This window comes from Actinocatenispora thailandica (assembly GCF_016865425.1).
Lineage (GTDB): Bacteria > Actinomycetota > Actinomycetes > Mycobacteriales > Micromonosporaceae > Actinocatenispora > Actinocatenispora thailandica.
Genome location: NZ_AP023355.1, coordinates 4,607,228 through 4,624,749, shown reverse-complemented (window position 1 = coordinate 4,624,749; position 17,522 = coordinate 4,607,228). Strand labels below are relative to the sequence as shown.

Annotated in this window: 15 protein-coding genes; 5 read left to right on the top strand and 10 right to left on the bottom strand. The window is 73.0% G+C overall.

Going from position 1 to position 17,522, the window contains the following annotated elements; genetic code table 11:
* Nucleotides 1–39 precede the first annotated feature (39 nt).
* Complete coding sequence (tdh, locus tag Athai_RS20545) at nt 40–1,089, bottom strand: L-threonine 3-dehydrogenase (RefSeq protein WP_203963008.1); 1,050 nt, start codon at nt 1,087–1,089, stop codon at nt 40–42.
* Nucleotides 1,090–1,270: 181 nt separating this feature from the next.
* On the opposite strand from tdh, the gene Athai_RS20540 reads away from it, so the two are divergent.
* On the top strand, nt 1,271–3,013 hold the full coding sequence (locus tag Athai_RS20540; RefSeq protein WP_203963007.1) for a pyruvate dehydrogenase: 1,743 nt from the start codon (nt 1,271–1,273) through the stop codon (nt 3,011–3,013).
* 76 nt (nt 3,014–3,089) lie between these two features.
* Here Athai_RS20540 and Athai_RS20535 read toward each other — a convergent pair whose 3' ends face one another.
* From Athai_RS20535 to Athai_RS20510, 6 genes are all read right to left on the bottom strand, one after another.
* Nucleotides 3,090–3,728 (bottom strand): class F sortase, encoded by a 639-nt coding sequence (locus Athai_RS20535; RefSeq protein WP_203963006.1) that lies wholly within the window; start codon nt 3,726–3,728, stop codon nt 3,090–3,092.
* Nucleotides 3,729–3,819: 91 nt separating this feature from the next.
* Entirely contained in the window at nt 3,820–4,116 is a 297-nt protein-coding gene (locus Athai_RS20530; RefSeq protein ID WP_203963005.1) for an excalibur calcium-binding domain-containing protein, read from the bottom strand.
* A gap of 339 nt (nt 4,117–4,455) precedes the next feature.
* Nucleotides 4,456–5,184: an MBL fold metallo-hydrolase gene (locus Athai_RS20525; RefSeq protein ID WP_203963004.1), complete on the bottom strand. Its 729-nt coding sequence runs from the start codon at nt 5,182–5,184 to the stop codon at nt 4,456–4,458.
* A gap of 221 nt (nt 5,185–5,405) precedes the next feature.
* Nucleotides 5,406–5,864 (bottom strand): ribosomal L7/L12 family protein, encoded by a 459-nt coding sequence (locus Athai_RS20520; protein WP_203963003.1) that lies wholly within the window; start codon nt 5,862–5,864, stop codon nt 5,406–5,408.
* A 182-nt stretch (nt 5,865–6,046) separates the two neighbouring features.
* Nucleotides 6,047–6,358: a hypothetical protein gene (locus tag Athai_RS20515; RefSeq protein ID WP_203963002.1), complete on the bottom strand. Its 312-nt coding sequence runs from the start codon at nt 6,356–6,358 to the stop codon at nt 6,047–6,049.
* A gap of 300 nt (nt 6,359–6,658) precedes the next feature.
* On the bottom strand, nt 6,659–7,879 hold the full coding sequence (locus Athai_RS20510) for an ornithine cyclodeaminase, nickel-pincer nucleotide-dependent (protein WP_203963001.1): 1,221 nt from the start codon (nt 7,877–7,879) through the stop codon (nt 6,659–6,661).
* 181 nt (nt 7,880–8,060) lie between these two features.
* On the opposite strand from Athai_RS20510, the gene Athai_RS20505 reads away from it, so the two are divergent.
* Entirely contained in the window at nt 8,061–9,455 is a 1,395-nt protein-coding gene (locus Athai_RS20505) for a flavin-containing monooxygenase (RefSeq protein WP_239157054.1), read from the top strand.
* A gap of 70 nt (nt 9,456–9,525) precedes the next feature.
* Complete coding sequence (locus Athai_RS20500) at nt 9,526–10,239, top strand: alpha/beta fold hydrolase (RefSeq protein WP_203962999.1); 714 nt, start codon at nt 9,526–9,528, stop codon at nt 10,237–10,239.
* A gap of 150 nt (nt 10,240–10,389) precedes the next feature.
* On the opposite strand, the gene Athai_RS20495 is transcribed toward Athai_RS20500, so the two are convergent.
* Both Athai_RS20495 and Athai_RS20490 read right to left on the bottom strand, forming a co-directional pair.
* Nucleotides 10,390–11,145 carry a DUF4097 family beta strand repeat-containing protein gene (locus Athai_RS20495; protein ID WP_203962998.1) on the bottom strand — a complete coding sequence of 252 codons (756 nt, stop codon included), beginning with the start codon at nt 11,143–11,145 and terminating at the stop codon, nt 10,390–10,392.
* Between the two features lie 256 nt (nt 11,146–11,401).
* Nucleotides 11,402–12,322 carry a DUF308 domain-containing protein gene (locus tag Athai_RS20490; RefSeq protein WP_203962997.1) on the bottom strand — a complete coding sequence of 307 codons (921 nt, stop codon included), beginning with the start codon at nt 12,320–12,322 and terminating at the stop codon, nt 11,402–11,404.
* Nucleotides 12,323–12,548: 226 nt separating this feature from the next.
* On the opposite strand from Athai_RS20490, the gene Athai_RS20485 reads away from it, so the two are divergent.
* Nucleotides 12,549–13,283, top strand: a complete 735-nt coding sequence (locus Athai_RS20485; RefSeq protein WP_203965973.1) for a lysophospholipid acyltransferase family protein — start codon at nt 12,549–12,551, stop codon at nt 13,281–13,283.
* Nucleotides 13,284–13,395: 112 nt separating this feature from the next.
* On the opposite strand, the gene Athai_RS20480 is transcribed toward Athai_RS20485, so the two are convergent.
* Nucleotides 13,396–16,980, bottom strand: a complete 3,585-nt coding sequence (locus Athai_RS20480) for an ATP-binding protein (RefSeq protein ID WP_203962996.1) — start codon at nt 16,978–16,980, stop codon at nt 13,396–13,398.
* 198 nt (nt 16,981–17,178) lie between these two features.
* On the opposite strand from Athai_RS20480, the gene Athai_RS20475 reads away from it, so the two are divergent.
* Entirely contained in the window at nt 17,179–17,451 is a 273-nt protein-coding gene (locus Athai_RS20475) for a hypothetical protein (protein ID WP_203962995.1), read from the top strand.
* Nucleotides 17,452–17,522: the final 71 nt, after the last annotated feature.

The window sequence follows — 17,522 nt, the reverse complement described above, 5'->3', positions numbered from 1 at the left end:
GGCTCGCTGAGGTATGCAGAGCAAAGGACGGCACGATACTCAGGTCTTCTCGCAGGTCCAGTCCAGCACGATCTTGCCGCAGTTGCCGGAGCGCGCCTCGGCGAAGGCCTCCGCGTACTGGGTGTACCCGTACCGGCCGGTGATCACCGGGGACAGGTCCAGGCCACGCTCCAGCAGCACCGACATCCGGTACCAGGTCTCGAACATCTCCCGGCCGTAGATGCCCTTGATGGTCAGCATGTGCGTGACCACCCGGTTCCAGTCGACCGCGATCTCGGTCGACGGCAGGCCGAGCATCGCGATCCGGCCGCCGTGCGTCATGTTCGAGATCATCTCGCGCAGCGCGGACGGCTGGCCGGACATCTCCAGCCCGACGTCGAACCCCTCCCGCATGCCCAGCATCGCCTGGGCGCGCTCGATCGGCGTGGTCGACACGTCCAGCGCCAGGCTGACCCCGACCTTCTCGGCCAGCCGCAGCCGGTAGTCGGACACGTCGGTGATCACCACGTGGCGGGCGCCGGCGTGCCGGACCACCGCGGCGGCCATGATGCCGATCGGCCCGGCGCCGGTGATCAGCACGTCCTCGCCGAACACCTCGAACGCCATGGCGGTGTGCACCGCGTTGCCGAACGGGTCGAAGATGGCCGCCACGTCCAGGTCGACCGGCCGGTCGGCGCTGCGGCCGTGCACCCAGACGTTGCTCTCCGGCAGCGTCAGGAATTCCGCGAACGCGCCGTCGCGCTGCACGCCCAGCCCGACGGTACGGATGCACAGGTGGCGGCGGCCGGCCCGGCAGTTGCGACAGCGGCCACACACCAGGTGCCCCTCGCCGGAGACCAGGTCCCCGACCGAGACGGTGGTCACCGACGGGCCGACCTCGACGACCTCGCCGGCGAACTCGTGCCCCACCACCAGCGGCGGGTCGATGGACGCCTTCGCCCAGTCGTCCCACGCCTCGATGTGCAGGTCGGTACCGCACAGACCGGTACGCAGCACCCGGATCTTGACATCCGTCGGCCCGACCGTCGGCTCGGGCACCTCAAGGAGTTGCAGCCCCGCTTCCGGAGCCGCCTTGACCAGCGCTTTCACACCAACAGCGTGCGTCGTGAACCCGGCCCGCGTCCATCGAACGTTGCTGAACGCCCTTGTTAGCCGATCTTCACAGCTCGCGTCTTCCGTCCGGGCAAGGTTGCGACCGACCGGTTCCACCGCTTCGCCCGGTACGGCGGTTTCGCTGAGAGCCGCCGCCCTCGGCGGTTAGCGTCGGTTCATGGCGAAACGGACGGTGGCCGACCAGTTCGTCGGGGTGCTCGCGGCGGCCGGCGTGCGCCGGCTGTACGGCGTGGTCGGGGACAGCCTGAACCCGATCGTGGACGCGGTACGGCGCACTGACGGCATCGAGTGGATCCAGGTACGGCACGAGGAGGTCGGCGCGTTCGCCGCCGGCGCCGAGGCGCAGCTGTCCGGGCAGCTCGCCGCCTGTGCCGGCTCCTGCGGACCGGGAAACCTGCACCTGATCAACGGGCTGTACGACGCGCACCGCAGCTACGCGCCGGTGCTGGCGCTCGCCTCGCACATCCCGTCCAGCCAGATCGGCACCGGCTACTTCCAGGAGACCCACCCGGACCGGCTGTTCGTCGAGTGCAGCCACTACTGCGAGCTGGTCTCGGATCCGGCGCAGATGCCGCGCACCCTGCAGATCGCGATCCAGCACGCGGTCGGCCGGCGCGGAGTCGCGGTCGTCTCGCTGCCCGGCGACATCGCCGCCGCCGAGGCGCCGTCCGGCTCGTACGAGCACGCCGTCGTCGCCGACCGCCCGCACGTCCGGCCCACCGACGCCGACCTGGCCGCGTTCGCGAAGCTGGTGAACGAGGCACGCCGGGTCACCCTGTTCTGCGGCAGCGGCTGCGCCGACGCACACCGGCAGGTCATGCAGCTGGCCGAGAAGCTGTCCGCGCCGGTCGGCCACGCGCTGCGCGGCAAGGAGTTCATCCAGTACGACAACCCGTACGACGTGGGCATGTCCGGGCTGCTCGGCTACGGCGCCTGCTACGACGCGATGCACGGCTGCGACCTGCTGATCCTGCTCGGTACCGACTTCCCGTACGACGCGTTCATGCCCGGTGGCGTACGCATCGTGCAGGTCGACGTGGCCGCCGAGCACCTGGGGCGCCGTTCCACGATGGACCTCGGTGTCTGGGGCGACGTGGCGCAGACCATCGACTGCCTGCTGCCGCGCCTCGACGCCAAGCGGGACCGCGCGTTCCTGGACCGGATGCTGCGCCGGCACGCCGACCTGCTGTCCGGCGTCGTCGGCTCGTACACCAGGAACGTGCCGACGCACCGACCGATCCACCCGGAGTACGTGGCCGACCAGCTCGACGACGTCGCCGCCGCGGACGCGGTGTTCACCGTCGACACCGGGATGTGCAACGTGTGGGCGGCCCGCTACCTGACCCCGAACGGGCGGCGCCGGATCATCGGTTCGTTCAGCCACGGCTCGATGGCGAACGCGCTGCCGCAGGCGATCGGCGCGCAGCTGCTCGACCGGCGCCGGCAGGTCGTCGCGCTGTGCGGCGACGGCGGCTTCGCCATGCTGATGGGCGACTTCCTCACCCTGCTGCAGTACGACCTGCCGGTGAAGGTGGTGCTGTTCGACAACTCGTCGCTGGGCATGGTCGAGCTGGAGATGCTGGTCGCCGGGCTGCCCGCGCACGGCACCTCGTACCGCAACCCGGACTTCGCCGCGATCGCCCGCGCCGCCGGTGCCACCGGCATCCGCGTCACCGAGCCCTCGGACGTGCGGGATGCGCTGCGTGAGGCACTGAACGCTCCCGGCCCGGCGCTGGTCGACGTCGTCACCGACCCGAACGCGCTGTCGCTGCCGCCGAAGATCACCGGTGAGCAGGTCAGCGGCTTCGCCCTGTCGATGTCGCGCACGGTACTGACCGGTGGCGTCGGCAAGGCGCTGGCGATGGCCCGCAGCAACCTGCGCAACATCCCGCGGCCCTGACCGGCGCGGAACCCGTGGCCGCCCGGCCGGAGGTGTGCCTGCTCGCGGCTGCGTCCCGCCGACGCCGTGCCGCGGTTCAGCGAACCCGTCGGGCGAAGACGATCACGTTGTCGCGATAGCTGCGCTTCCGGCGATCGAACCGGCCGCCGCAGGTGATGACGCGCAGTTCCGAGTCCGACGTCGATCCGTACACCGCTTTGGTCGGGAAGGCGGTCTTGGCTCGCCGTTCGATCCGCTGCTCGGCGAAGACGGCCGTCGACCCGTCCGCCCGGTCGACGAAGATCCTCGCCCCGTCGGCGATGGTCGACAGGCGGAAGAAGACCGCTGGACCGCGGTACGAGTCGACGTGGCCGACGATGACCGCCGGTCCACGTTCACCGGGCTCGGGTCCGGCTTGCCACCAGCCGGCCCGGTCGAACGCCCGGGGCGGTGGGAGGACGCCGTCCGCGCCGACGCGCAGCGGGCCGATCGGGGCGTCGATCCCGACACCGGGCACCCGGATCCGGATCGGGTCGGCTGCTTGGGCGTCGACCAGGGGGAGGGCGGAGGCCGTCGGGTGGGGCGACCGGGGCGGGCCGTCGCTCGGCCCGTTCGCCGGTGCCGTCCGGTTGCCGGCGGTCGACCCGCAGCCGGCTGCGACGACGGTGAGGGCCATCCCGGCCGCGGCCACGGGCCAGCCGAGCCCGTGGCCGTGCCGTCGCCTCCGCGCGCTCATCGTGCCGCGTCCGTCGGCGCCGGCCCGGTCGAGGTGCACCGGGGCGCTCGGTCACGTTCGGTCGTGATCCGGCAGCTGGGTGGCCCGAGCGTCACGACATCCGCCATACGGTCGGCGCCATCCCGCCGGCGCCGGTCTCGACCCCGCCCTGGGGTTGCGTGCCGTTGTCACCCGACGCGCCGCCGTTGGTGCCGCCGGGCCGGTGCGGGAGATGCTCGCAGGCGATTCCGTCGTGGTCGGCGTCCAGATGGTTCGGGTCGCTCGGGTCCTGGTTGTAGACCCGCTGCGCGTCTTCCTGGTACTTGAAGTCCTTGCAGTCGAGGTCGGCGGCGTGCGCGGCTCCGGCCAACGGAACGATGGCCAGCATGGCCGTGGTAGTGACCGCCATCGTGGCTCTGGCCAACGCGGCTCTGCTCAACATGGTTCAGCCCCCCGTTCGTCACGGTGTTTGGACGACATGGAGGTTACTGGAAGTGATTACAGGCTCACTCTAAGAATGAATCGGGCCATTAATTTCGGTGAATTTCTTGAAATAGCAGGCACCGCTCGTCCGCTCGGGCACAGAATTTTCCGCCCGGTACCTGCAGCCGCGGATCCGGCGCCGGCCCGGGCGCATCCGATTCGGCACCCCGACGACGCGCCGGCACCCCGTGATCGCCGATGTCCCGGCGCCGTCGGTGTCCCGGCGCCGTCGGTGTCCCGGGACCGTCGGGGCAGGTCGCTGCCCCTACGCCGCGCTGCTGCCGGCCGACGCGCGGATCAGCCGGACGGCCTCGGCGACGCCGCCGTCCCAGGCCGGCCCGTGCCCGGGAAGCAGCCACCGCGCCCCGGTGTCCGCGATCCGGTCGAGGGAGGCGATCGCCTGCTCCGGGTCGAGGGTGAACGGGGCCGGCTTGGGGCCGGTGACTCCGGTCAGCACGTTGCGGGTGGTCATTGTGTCGCCGATGAAGACCGCGTCGACCTGGGGGACGTGCACCGCGATGCTGCCGGGGGTGTGTCCCGGGGTGTGGATGATGCGCGGCGAGCCGGGCACGTCCAGCACGTCGCCGTCGGCCACGGTGCGCAGTTCCATCGCCGGTGGGATCCGCAGCCCGCCGTGCCGAGCCGAGTACCAGAGGAATCCGGCCAACGCGCCGAGCCGAACCGGCCCCCACCCCGAGTTGGGCTTCTTGACCTTCAGCCGGGCGCGGTCGACGTCCGCCTCGTGCACGTACGCGGCGATGCCGGTCTCGCGGTGCAGCCGGGCGGCGAAACCGATGTGGTCGGTGTCGCCGTGGGTCAGCACGAGCGCCCGCACGTCGCCGAGGCCCTTGCCGATCGAGGCCAACTCGGCCAGCAGCGGCTTCCAGAATCCGGGCAACCCGGCGTCGATGATCGTCACCCCGTCCTGACCGACGACGAGGTAGCTGTTGACGTAGTCCGAGCCGATCCGGTGCAACCCGCTGGCGATCTGCATGAAGCTCTCTTCTCTCGACGGTTCTTCCCGAAAGCGGCCGTGTCACAGCAGAACGCTGCGCCGGTACGGGTCCGCCACCGCGCCGGTCGGTCGTGCGCTGCCCACCGACGTACGAGAACGTAGGGCGCCTGGAGCCGCCCGGACATCCTCCGTATCGGCAGTCCCCGGCGCACCGGGCCGTCCCAGGTCGGCGCCTCGGCACCGACGGGACCTCGGGTCGGTTACCAGTTGCCGCTCTCGACGGCGGCCTTCGCCTCGGCGAGGGACGCGCCGGTCAGCTGCCGGTAGACCTTGATCGCCTGGATCTTTCGGCCGGATCGTGCCAGCTGCCGCACCTCGGCGAGGTCGGCCCGGTCGCCGGGCGCGCCGTCCGCTGCGTCGCCGCGGGCGATGCGCTCCACCGCCCGCTTGGCGTCGGCCAGGGACACGTCGTTGTGCTCCCGGTACACCTTGATGGCCCGGATCAGCTGACCCTGCTGCGCCAGCGCCCGGATCTCGTCGAGGCTGCCGGGGCCCGGCCGTGCCGCGGCCGGCGCGGCCGACCACCCCGGGCTCGGGGTGCCGGCCCGGGAGACGTCCCCGAGCACCGGCGCCCGCCGCCGCCGCACCGTCACGACCAGCAACAGCACCGCGATCACAACCGCCACGGCCACCAGCACGCCCACCACGGCACCCATCATGTCCGCAGCCTAACCAGCGGCGCCCAACCCGAAGGCGGGAGCTGACGCGGTAGGCGACCTTCGCGGTGCGGCGGCTCGCGGTGTACCCGCACGACGGTCCGGGTGCTGGCACGGTCTGCGGGCGACGCCGATCGGTGGTGGTGAGCCGGAGCACCGGGACCGGCGCGCCCGGTCCGTGGCCCTCAGGCGTGCGGGCGGACGATGCGCACCGTGGCGAGCCAGCGCTCCACCGGCAGCGACGAGCCACGGCGGGCCGCGCCGGCCGCGTCCCGCAGCACCTCCGCGGGCACTCGGGACAGCGCGCGCACCTCTCGTCGGCCCAGGAAGGCGGCGACCTCGTCGACCGGCACCTCCCGCACCGACCGACCGGTCAGCTCGCACCACAATCGGAACAGCTCGTAACCCCGGTCCGGGTGCTCCCGGCCGCCGCGCGGATCCGGGTCGGCTCCGCGGGTGCTCGGCGCGTGTCCTGGCGAAGCCGGTACGACCGGCATCGCGACCACCTCCGTCGACGTGGCGTCCGGGCGTGTCGACGGTGCCCCCACCGCCCCACGGATCGCCGTCGGTGAGGTTACCCGCCGCCGAAGCGCAACCGAACGCTTTCCCGGCGCGTCGCGCGAGTGCGCTACGCCACCCGCCAGCGACCAGGCGACCAGGCGACCAGGCGACCAGGCGACCAGGCGACCAGGCGACCCGGCGACCCGGCGCCTCGCGCCGCGCCGGCCGGGTCGCACCGCCAGCCATCCCGGGTCGGGTCGCACCGCCGGCCACCACGGCCGGCCACCCGGCGCCGCTCAGGCGCGCAGTTCCTCGGCGAGCTGCTCGGTGAACAGGCCGATGTCGGTGACGATCCCGGCCGCCTGCGCGCTGCCCCGGTCGGCCAGCTTGGTCACCGTCGCCGGGTTGATGTCCACACACACCAGCGGAATCGACGCCGGCAGGATGTTCCCGGTCGCGATCGAGTGCAGCATCGTCGCGACCATGATGCAGAAGCCGACGCCGGGCAGTTCGGCGCGCATCGCCCGCTGGCCGTCGATCACGTCGGTGTAGACGTCCGGCAGCGGGCCGTCGTCGCGGACCGAACCGACCAGTACGAAGCGCTTGTCGTTGGCCACCAGCGCGTGCATGATGCCGCTCGTCAGCACGCCGGACGAGACGGCCTTCGCGATCGACCCGGCGGCCCGGATCTTGTTGATCGCGCGGATGTGGTGCTCGTGCCCGTGCGGTACACCGCGGCCCTTGTCCAGGTCGACGCCGAGCGAGGTACCGAAGAGCGCGGACTCGATGTCGTGCGCCGCGAGCGCGTTGCCGGCGAACAACACGTCCACGTACCCGGCCCGTACCAGCGAGACCATCGCCGGGGCGGCACCGGTGTGCACCATCGCCGGGCCGCACACCCACAGGATCTTCTCGCCGCGTTCCTTCACCGCCCGCATCTGGTCGGCGATCTGCCGGACCAGCAGCGCCTGCGGCTTCTCGCTGGACACCGCGGAGGACATGAAGCCGAAGCCGTCCCCGTCCCGGTCCTCGGCCGGCGGCCGCAGCACGCGTACCCCGTCGGCGCCGCAGACGACGCGTTCGCCGGCCCGCACGTCGGACACCGGCAGGGTGCGCGCCGCGGAGTCGTCCGCGGCGACCACGATGCCGCAGTCCATCTCCGGGTTGTGCACGGTCAGCCAGCGGCTGCCGGTGTGCACCTGGGTGACCAGGTTGGTGGTGGAGTAGAAGTCGTCCGGGAACACGCCGTCCGCCGGAGCCGGCCGCAACAGCGCCTTGCCCGGCGTCACCGCGTTCGCGCCGTGCGTCTGCAGCCGCATCAGGATCCGGGACAGCTGGTCGGCGTCGTCGGCGCCGATCTCCAGCCGCGCGGTGGACTCGTCCGAGTGTTGTCGGCCCACGTCCAGCCGCTCGATCCGGTAGTCCCCGCCGTACTCCAGGACGTCGTCGAGGATGCGCGCCAGTACGCCCGAATCCAGGATGTGTCCGCGGACCTCGACGGTCTCGGTCTCGTGCATGCCAACCCCCAGCGGCCGCCGACCAGCCCCGTTGCTGGTCCGTTCCCTGCAACCTAGGCCACGGCCGAGCCGGGCCGCCGGGGGAGGGGGCTGGACAAGTCGCCCAATGCTCGCGAGTATTCATCACGCTGCGCTGTCAGCGTGCGGGGGGACAACCGGAACCGGCAAGGAGGATGCAAGCGTGACCGACGGTGGCGGCATCGACGAGGACCGATCCACCGAGCCGGCCGGACCATCCGGGCGCAGCGTGTACGACCGGGGCGACGCGGTGTGCGTGATCGGCGCCGGGTCGTCGGGGCTCGCCGCGGTGAAGAACCTGCGCGAGCACGGCTTCGAGGTCGACTGCTACGAGCGGGAGACCGGCGTCGGTGGCGGCTGGGACGTCGGCGCCGACCGCAGCCCCATGTACCTCGGCCTGCACATGGTCTCCAGCCGCCCGTTCACCCAGTTCCCGGACTTCCCGATGCCGGACGCGTATCCGGACTATCCGGACCACCGGCGGGTGCTGGACTACCTGGAGCGCTACGCCGACCATTTCGGGCTGCGCGAGCACGTCTGGTTCGGTACCGAGGTGGTGGACGTCGCCGCGACCGACGGGCACCGCTGGGAGGTCACCGTCCGCGGCACCGGCGGCGGGCCGAGCCGCACCCTGGCGTACGCCGCGGTGGTGGTGGCCAACGGCCACCTGTGGCACCCGTACCGGCCGGAGTATCCGGGCCAGGAGACGTTCACCGGGGAGATCATCCACTCCGCCGGGTACTCCGATCCCGCGCAGCTGCGCGGAAAGCGGGTGCTGGTGATCGGCGGCGGCAACTCCGGCTGCGACATCGCGGTCGCCGCCGCCCAGCAGGCCGGCACCGCCTGGCACTCCACCCGGCACGGCGAGTGGCTGACCCCCAAGTACCTGCTGGGCCGCCCCGCCGACCAGCTCGACGACCTGACCCGGGCGCTGCGGCTGCCGCTGTGGGCCCGCCGGCTCGGGTACCGGACGCTGCTGCGGCTGACCGCCGGCCGGCCGGCCCGGTTCGGCCTGGCCAAGCCGACGCACCGGCCGTTCACCGCGCATCCGGTGGTCACCAGCCAGCTGCTGTACCACCTGGGCCACGGCGACGTGACGCCGAAGCCGGGCATCGCCGAGTTCACCACCAACCGGGTGCTGTTCACCGACGGCACCGAGGCCGACCCGCAGCTGGTCGTGTTCGCCACCGGCTACCGGCCACGGTTCGACTTCCTCGCGCCGGAGCACCTCGGCGGCGACGAGCAGAAGCCGCGGCTCTACCTGCAACTGCTCAACCCGAAGCGGCCGACGCTGTCGGTGGCCGGGCTGATCGACCCGGATTCCGGCCAGTTCGGCCTGGTGCACTGGCAGACGGTGCTGATCGCGCGGCTGCTGCGGACCCGGATCGAGGCGCCGGCGCGGGCCGATGCGCTGCTGCGCCGCGCCGAACGCGACCTGGACCGGCGCTACCTGCAGACCCGGATGGCGGCGACCGCGCGGCACCGGTTCGACGTCGGGCACCACCGGTACCTCGCCGCGCTCGGCCAGGCCCTGACCAGTCTGGAGCGGACGACATGAGCGGCGCGACCCGGCGTGACCGGGACGACCGGATGACCGAAGTGAGCGATACGGCACGGGAGGGGACGAAGTGAGCGGCGAGGTGACGGCGCGGATCGCGCCGACCCGGGTGTGGCGGCGCTGGGAGTGGGCCCGCCCGGTACGGCCGACGCCCCGGCAGGTGCTGCGGGCCGCGCCGGCGGCCGAAACCGACGCGCCGCCGGTGCTGTTCGTCGCCGACATCCACGACCCGGGCGGCGCCGTGGCGCTGCAACCGTGGCTCGGTGCCGCCGCCGAGGCGGGTCACCTCGCCGCCGCGGTCAGCCCGCGGGGCCTGGGCGCCACCCCCCGGCCGGGGCCCCGGTTCGCGGTGACCCGGCGCGAGTGGGTACACGACGTGGTGCAGGAGGCGGTGGCGCTGCCGCGCCGGGCGGTACTGGTCGGCCGCGGCACCGGCGCCTGGGTGGTGGCGCACGCGCTGCACCGCTACCCGGCCGCGGCCGCGGTGCTGGTCGACCCGGTCGGCCTGCCGGGCCGCCGGATGCCCGGTCTCGGCGCGCTGCTGAACCGGCCCCGGCTGGGGGCGACGCTGCTGCTCGGCCGCGACCCGAAGTTGCCGGCGGTGTCCCCGCCGCTGCTGTTCGCGTCCGCGGACGGCGGTGAACACAAGGCGTTGCGCACGCTCGCGGTGCGCTACTCGGCGCAGTCGGAGTGGCTGTCGGCGGCCGGTGGCGCGTTGCCCGATCCGGCGCCGATCCTGTCCTGGCTACACCAGGCGCTGCCGGCGGTGCCCGCCGGCGTGTGATCCCGGTTCGGTGGTGCCGGCCGGGGTGTGATCCCGGTTCGGTGGTGCCGGTCAGCGCGTGCCGCCGTTCGGTGGTGTCGCCGGCGGGTGCCGCGGCGCGCGGGGACGTCCCGCCCGGCCGGGCATGCCGCCGGTCGGGTCGGGGCCGGCTCACGGGTTGCCGACGCGGACCGTGACGTCACCGGAGTCGGCGTCGGCCCGGATCTTGCGCGACGATTCCCGGTGCACGCCCTCCGCCGGCGCGTGTACGCCGCCGGAGTCGGCGTGCAGCGCCAGGTCGTAGCCGCCGCTGGTGTTCGGCAGCTCGATCGTGACGTTGCCGGAGTCCGCCGCGCCCACCACCCGGCTCGGCGCCGTGACGAACCGTAGCGTCGCGTCGCCGGAGTTGGCGTTGAACCGCACCGTCTTCGAGGACAGCTCGTCGGCCTCGATGTCCCCGGAGTCCGCCCGCACCGTCAGCGGGCCGGACAGCCCGACGACCTTCACGTTGCCGCTGTCGGCCTTCGCGTCGACGGAGCCGGACAGGTCGCTGATGTTCAGGTCGCCCGAGTCGGTGCGCAGCGTGGCGGGCAGCGCGGCCGGAACCGTGAGGGTGATCCGGATCCGGCAGATCTGGATGCCGAACTGGGTACCGCGGCACGGCGAGGTGCCCACCGACAGCGTGCCGGCGTGCATCGCGGCGGTCACCTTCGGCGTGTCGGAACTCCACTCCAGGTGGCTCGCCACGGTCACCGCCGATCCGGTACCGCGCCGTACCCGCACGTCCGCCGAGTCGGTGTCCACCGACAGCCGGGTCACCTCGTGGTACGTGTTGCTGTGGTCGGCCCGGTGCGCCGGGTGCATCGCCTGGCGCAGCCCGAACGTCACGGCAAGGCCGATGGCCAGCAGCAGTACGACGAATGCCACGGCAGGGACGAGCAGGCGGCGTGGACGGTCAGGCTGAGCTGGCATCGGGCAGTCCTCTGAGATGGGGGCTGGTCGGTACGAACGCTATGCGAACGGCCGTGGCCGGCCCATCCGGTGGTCTGCCGTCTCGATGGTGGGGCTGCCCCCAGCGAACCGGCTTCGCGGCTCGGTGGGGGCCGCCACGGCACCGAACGGCAGGCCGTCGCGTCAGGGCTGGCCCGAACGCCGGGACCGGTCGGCCGGCCGCAGGCGGCGGTCAGACCACGGCGCCGTCGTCGTCGTCCTCGTCCTCGTCGTCACCCGAGCGCAGCCGCACCACCAGCGTCACGAACCCGGCCAGCAGCACGCAGAACCCGAGCGCCATCCCGGTACGGTCGTCGATCCCGACACCGGAGAGCAGCTCGGGCCGGATGCACAGCACCAGCCCACCGGCGATCCCCAGCACGGCGATCGCGGTGTACAGCGACGGGCGGGGGAGCGGCGGCGGTGGCGGGGGTTCGTACCCCTCGTCCTCCTCGGCGTCGAGCTCGTCGAGCAGGTCGGGGCGCTGCGCGTCCGATCGCCAGCTCGTCGCCGGCCGCAGCCCGGACGCCGGCTTCCCGGCCGGCCGGTCGGTCGGTTCGTCGGCCGGCTCCGCGTCGTCTCCGGCCGGCGGGTCCGAAACATCCTCCGAGACCGGCCAGGGGGGCACCGGCGCGGCGCTCGGCGCATCGAACTCGGCGACGATCGCAGCCCACGCGTCGCGCACGTCGTCGTCGCTGAGCTCGCCCGGGTTCCGCTCGCCGGGCGACGGCCGCGGCGGTTCCGGCGCGGTCGGGTCGGCCCCCGTCCCCGGCCGGGTCGGGTCGCCGGCCCCGGCCGGGGTCGCGCCGGCGGCCGGGTCCATCGCCGCCGACGGCGCCGCCGAGGGGCCCAGTTTGTCCAGGAACTCGCGTGCCTCGTCGAGATGGTCCCGGTCGACGTAGAGCCGGTCGATCGGGCGGCTCGGCAGGGTGGTGGTGCGGGTGACCGGGTGCAGGTCGGCGGTCGGTTGCAGGTAGGCGGCGATCCCGGCGAGGCCGAGGACGTCCAGCAGGTGCTCGCCGACCCGTGGGTCCACGTCGCCGGCCACCGCGTACTCGGCGGCGTGCAGGCCGTTGTCTCGCCGGCCGTGCCGGCGCCCACCGGCGCTCGACATGCCCCACCACCACCTTCCGGCCAGCCGTCGACCGCGGGCGAGGCCGCGTTCGCTGCGTCTGCTGGGAGCAACGCCACAGGAGCGGTCCGCGTCGCAGCCCCGACAGACCGACGGTACCTGGCCCAATCGCGACATGGACAGGGCGGAGAACTTCTCCGGCCACGTTGCCGGCCCCCCGCTCCGCTCCGTACGCTGCTTGCGTAGGTCGATGACGGGAGAAGCCCACGTGCTGTACTGGGTGCTGAAATGGATCTTGATCGGTCCGTGGTTGCGGGTGCTGTGGCGGCCGAAGGTCGAGGGCCTCGAGCACGTCCCCGCGACCGGTCCGGCGATCCTCGCCAGCAACCACGTGGCCTTCATCGACTCGGTGTTCCTGCCGCTGATGGTGCACCGCCCGATCCGTTTCATGGCCAAGAGCGAATATTTCACCGGCAAGGGGCTCAAGGGCTGGTTGAGCCGGCTGTTCTTCACCACCATCGGCTGCGTGCCGGTCGACCGGGCCGGTGGTCGTGCGGCCCGCGCGGCGCTCGACGCCGGCAAGCAGGTGCTGGAGGACGGCAAGCTGTGGGGCATGTACCCGGAGGGCACCCGCTCGCCGGACGGCCAGCTCTACCGCGGCAAGACCGGCGTGGCCCGGCTCGCCCTGGAGTCCGGGGTGCCGGTCATTCCGTGCGCGATGGTCAACTTCCACGAGATCCAGCCGGCCGGTGCCAAGCTGCCCCGGCTGAACAAGCGGGTGCACATGCGCATCGGCGCCCCGCTCGACTTCTCCCGGTACGCCGGGATGGCCGGCGACCGGTTCGTCGAGCGCTCGGTGACCGACGAGATCATGTACAACCTGATGGACCTGTCCGGTCAGGAATACGTCGACGTCTACGCCGCGAAGGTGAAGAAGTCGGACAAGCCGGCCCAGGCTGAGTCGGCCACCGAGAAGCCGGCCGCCGCCAACACCGCCGCCTGACCGGCCGCATCACCGGCGCCGCCGCCTGACCGGCGACATCACCCGCACCGCCGCCTGACCGGCCGCATCACCCGCGCCGCCACGGCCGCCGCCGGCCGGTCCCCGAGCGCCGCTACGCCGAGCTGCCCGCGAGCCGCAGCAGCCGGCTCGCCTGATTCGCGGCGGCGAACATGCGCACCTCCCGGCGGTACTGCTCGGCCCGGTCGCCGATGCCGGCCGCGGCGTAGTGCCCGAGCGCGACGGCCAGCGACAGGATCTCGTCGCTGCGGGTTCCGATCCGCCGGTACAGCTCCGCGGCCTCGATGTGCCGGGACGCCGCGGCGGCGTGGTCGGCGCCGGCGGTGAGCGCCCCCGACGCCGACGCCGACGCCGCGCGCGTCCACGGCGTGGAGCGGGGCACGGCGGCGAGCATGTCGCGCAGCGTCCGTGCCGCCGGCGCGCCGGCCAGGGCCGCGGCGTGCCCGGCCGCCGCCACCCACTCCCCGCTCGGCACCGTCTGGTACCGCCGCCAGCTGGCGGCGAGGTCGGCGAGCAGTTCGGCCGCCTCGGCCGGCTGGTCGTGCAGCGCCAGGCAGAGCGCACCGTGCCCGAACGCCGTCCAGGCCAGCCGCGGGAAACCGCTGTCCCGGGCGATCCGCAGTGCCTCCGCGACCTCGTCGTGGTCGTCGGCCGCCCGCTCGCCGCGCAGCGCCCGCAGCCAGACACTCTGCAGCCGGGACTGCAGGTCCCAGGCGCCGGACGGGCTGTCGCGCAGCGCCTCGTTGGCGACCAGCGTGCTGTCCCAGTCGCCGGCCAGGAACGCCCGGCTGCCCTCCGCCGCGTAGTTGGTGGTCAGGCTGTGCCCGTCGGTGATCTCCACCAGCGCACCCTCGTCGAGCAGCTGCCGGGACCGGTCGAGTTCGCCCTCCTCCAGCAGCGCGGAACCGAGGTTCTGGGTGGCCCGGCGCAGGCTCGGCAGCTTGAGCCGCCGGCAGGTCTCCAACGCCTGCTCCATGATGGTCATGCCGTCCGGCTCGCCGCCCAGGTAGCGGCTCGCTCCGATCGAGATCATCGCGCTGGCCTGCACCTCGATCAGGCCGAGCCGGGCCGCGATGTCGGCGGCCTGGCCGGCCGACTCGATCGCGGCCGGCAGCTCGGCACTGCTGAGATGAATCCGGGCCAGGTCGGCGTACGCGCTGGCCTTCGGCTCGGAGTCGGGCAGCCCGGCGAACCGGCGGATCGCCTCGGCCAGCCCACCGGCCGCCGCGGCGCGGTCGGCGGTCATCAGCGCGACCCGGCTGCGTACCGTCAGCGCCTGCGCGGCGGCCTGCTCGTTGCCGTTCCGGTCCAGCCGTTCGACCAGCTGCGCCAGCCGCTCCATGCCGCCGCCGGCGACGAACTCGTCGGCGCCGCGCAGGAACGCCAGCTCGGCCGCGAACAGCTCCAGCTCGAGCCGCTCGTCGGAGTCCGGGTCGTCCGCGCCGAACAGCCGCAGCGCCTTCTCCACGTGGGCGGCGGCGATGTCCGGCGCGTGCAACGCGTACGCCCGGCGGGCCGCGTGGTGCAGCGCGCGGCGGGCTCCCGGCGCGTACGGCGCGGTGGGGATGCCGAGGGTGCGGGCGATCTCGTGCGCGGAGAACCGGTGGTTCGCGACCACCTCGGCGAGATCGGAGGACCGGCTGCCGGTCGCGTCCGCCGCCGCCTCCAGCCAGTCCGCGGCCCGGGCGTGCTGCGCCACCCGCTCGGTGCGGGGCAGCCGCTGGTAGCAGACGTCGCGGATGAGCACATGCGAGAAGCGGTACTCGGTCTGCTGCTCCCGGCTGCTCTCGGTCTGCTGCAACACCAGGTCACGCAGCTCCAGCCGGCGCAGCGCGCGCTCCACCGCGCCGAGCGGCTGGCGCAGCGCGCTGGCCACCGCATCCGGCCAGAACGCCATCCCGAGCACGGATGCCGACTGCAGCACCGCACGATCGGCCGGGTCGAGCAGGTCGAGCCGGTTGGCGATGACGGCGTGCACGTTGTCCGGGATCGACGCCGCCGCCTCGCCGTCCCGGCTGTCGATCGCCGGTGCGAGGGTGCCCTGCTCCAGCAGCATTCGGAAGTATTCGTGCGCGTACAGCGGGTTGCCGCCGGCGAGCTCGACCAGCTGGCCGAGCATGTCGGTGGGGAAGGCCGCCTTGCCGAACAGCGCCGCGTACATGTCGGCGATGTGCTTGTCGTTCATCGACGACAGGCTGATCGTCTGCGATCCGGTGATCGCCACCGCCCAGGCCGGCTCGTGCTCCAGCAACTCCGGCCGGGAGGTGCACAGCACCAGCAGCGGCACGTCACGCATCGCCGAGCCGAGCCGTTCCACGAAGCTGACCATGGTCTGGTCGGCCCAGTGCAGGTCCTCGACGACCAGCACGGTCGGCCGGTCGGAGGCCAGCGCGACCACGAACCGCCGCCACGCCGACTCGGTGTCCTCGGCGAGCAGTTGCTCGCCGGGCAGCCCGACGAGCGGACCGAGCGCGTTGGTCAGCCGGTCCGCCTCGACCGGCGGAACCAGCCGGGACACCGCCGCGCGCAGCCGGTCGCGGGCCCGGGCCGCGTCGTCGGAGTCGAGGATGCCGGCCTCGGCCTTGACGATGTCGGCGAACGCCGAGTAGGTGACGTTCTCGCCGAACGGTGGGCAGAACCCGGTGTGCCACCGGATCCGGACGTCCTCGTGGCTGGCCGCGTACCGGCGCAGCTCGGCGACCAGCCGGCTCTTGCCGATGCCGGCCCGGCCGAACAGCGTGACCAGCTGCGGTTGCCGGTCGGTCACCATCCGCTCCAGCGCGCCGGTGAGCAGCCGCAGCTCGTGCACCCGGTTGACCAGCGGGGTGCTCTCCTGGTCCCGCACCGTGGTGCGGCGGCGCAGCGACGTGACCGGTACCCACACCTCGGTCGCCTCGGTGTGCCCGCGCAACACCACCGGATCGCGCCGCTCGTACCGGAAGTCGTCGGCGGTGGCGGTGTGCGTCGCGCCGTCGACCAGCACCCCGCCGATCGGTGCGGCGGACTGCAACCGGGACGCCGTGTTGAGCACGTCGCCGGCCGCGATCGCCTGGCCACCGTCCCGGGCCGCCGCGGTGTCCACCAGCGCCTCGCCGGTGGCGATCCCGATCCGGAAGCTGAACGACGGCTGCTGCCCGGCGTCCGCACCGCCCAGGGTGCGTTGCAGGTCGAGGGCCGCCGACACGCAGCCGAGGACCGCGGTCTCGGTCGCGATCGGCGCGCCGAACAGCGCCATCACCGCATCCCCGATGTACTTCTCCACCAGCCCGCCGTAGCGGCCGACGATCTGTCGGACGGTGTTGAAGAACCCGCTCTGCATCTGGCGGACCTGCTCCGGGTCGGCGCGTTCGACGAACCGGGTGAAGCTCACCACGTCGATGAACAGCACGCTGACCCGTCGGCGGTCCTCCCGGCCGCTGGACCCGACCGTGGCGCTCGGCGCCGGCCCGGCCGACTCGGTGAGCCGGCGCCCGCACCCGGTGCAGAACGTCAGGTCGGGATCGGCGGGTCGTCCGCAGCCCGGGCACTGCCGGCTCAGCGCCGTACCGCACGCGCCGCAGAACCGGTCGTCCGGTCCGGCGACGCGGCCGCAGTGGGCACATGAGACAGGGATGGCGGCCTCCCAGCTTCCGATGCGACGGACCGGCCGGCGCCCGGCGACCCGACAACGACAAGTCATGCTGTCACGCTTCGGCAACCGAATGCGGCGACGAGCGTCCGCGCAGCGTCGAGGTACCGCCACTGGCACGATACGTCAGACCGTCGGTCGGTCGGAATGACGACAGAGCACGGGCGCTGTCGCGGCTGGTCAGTAGGGTCAGCGGCGATCAGAGCAACTGTGAACGCCTGGCACGCATGCCGGTCGATGGAGGTTGACGTGTTGGTACGGCTGGCGGCCGACTGGACCGGGCCGGGGGAGGCCCGGCACCGTGCCGGTGATCTGGTCGAGGTGGACAACGTCACGCTGGCCGAACTCGAAGCAGGAGGATTCGTGGCAACCGAGGAGAAACCGAAGCGTGAGGAATCGCGCCCGGACGAAGAGACGTCGACCGACGGCTCCGGCAGTGCCGAGACGACGCAGCCGGATCCGGAGCCGGAGCCGGACACGTCCGGGGGGATCCGCCCGAACGGTTGGCCCGGCATCAGCTGACCGAGGAGCGTGACGCCCGCGGTCCGGGGCGGCGCGCTGCTGCGCGCGCGGTCAGCCGGTCGCGCAGACCT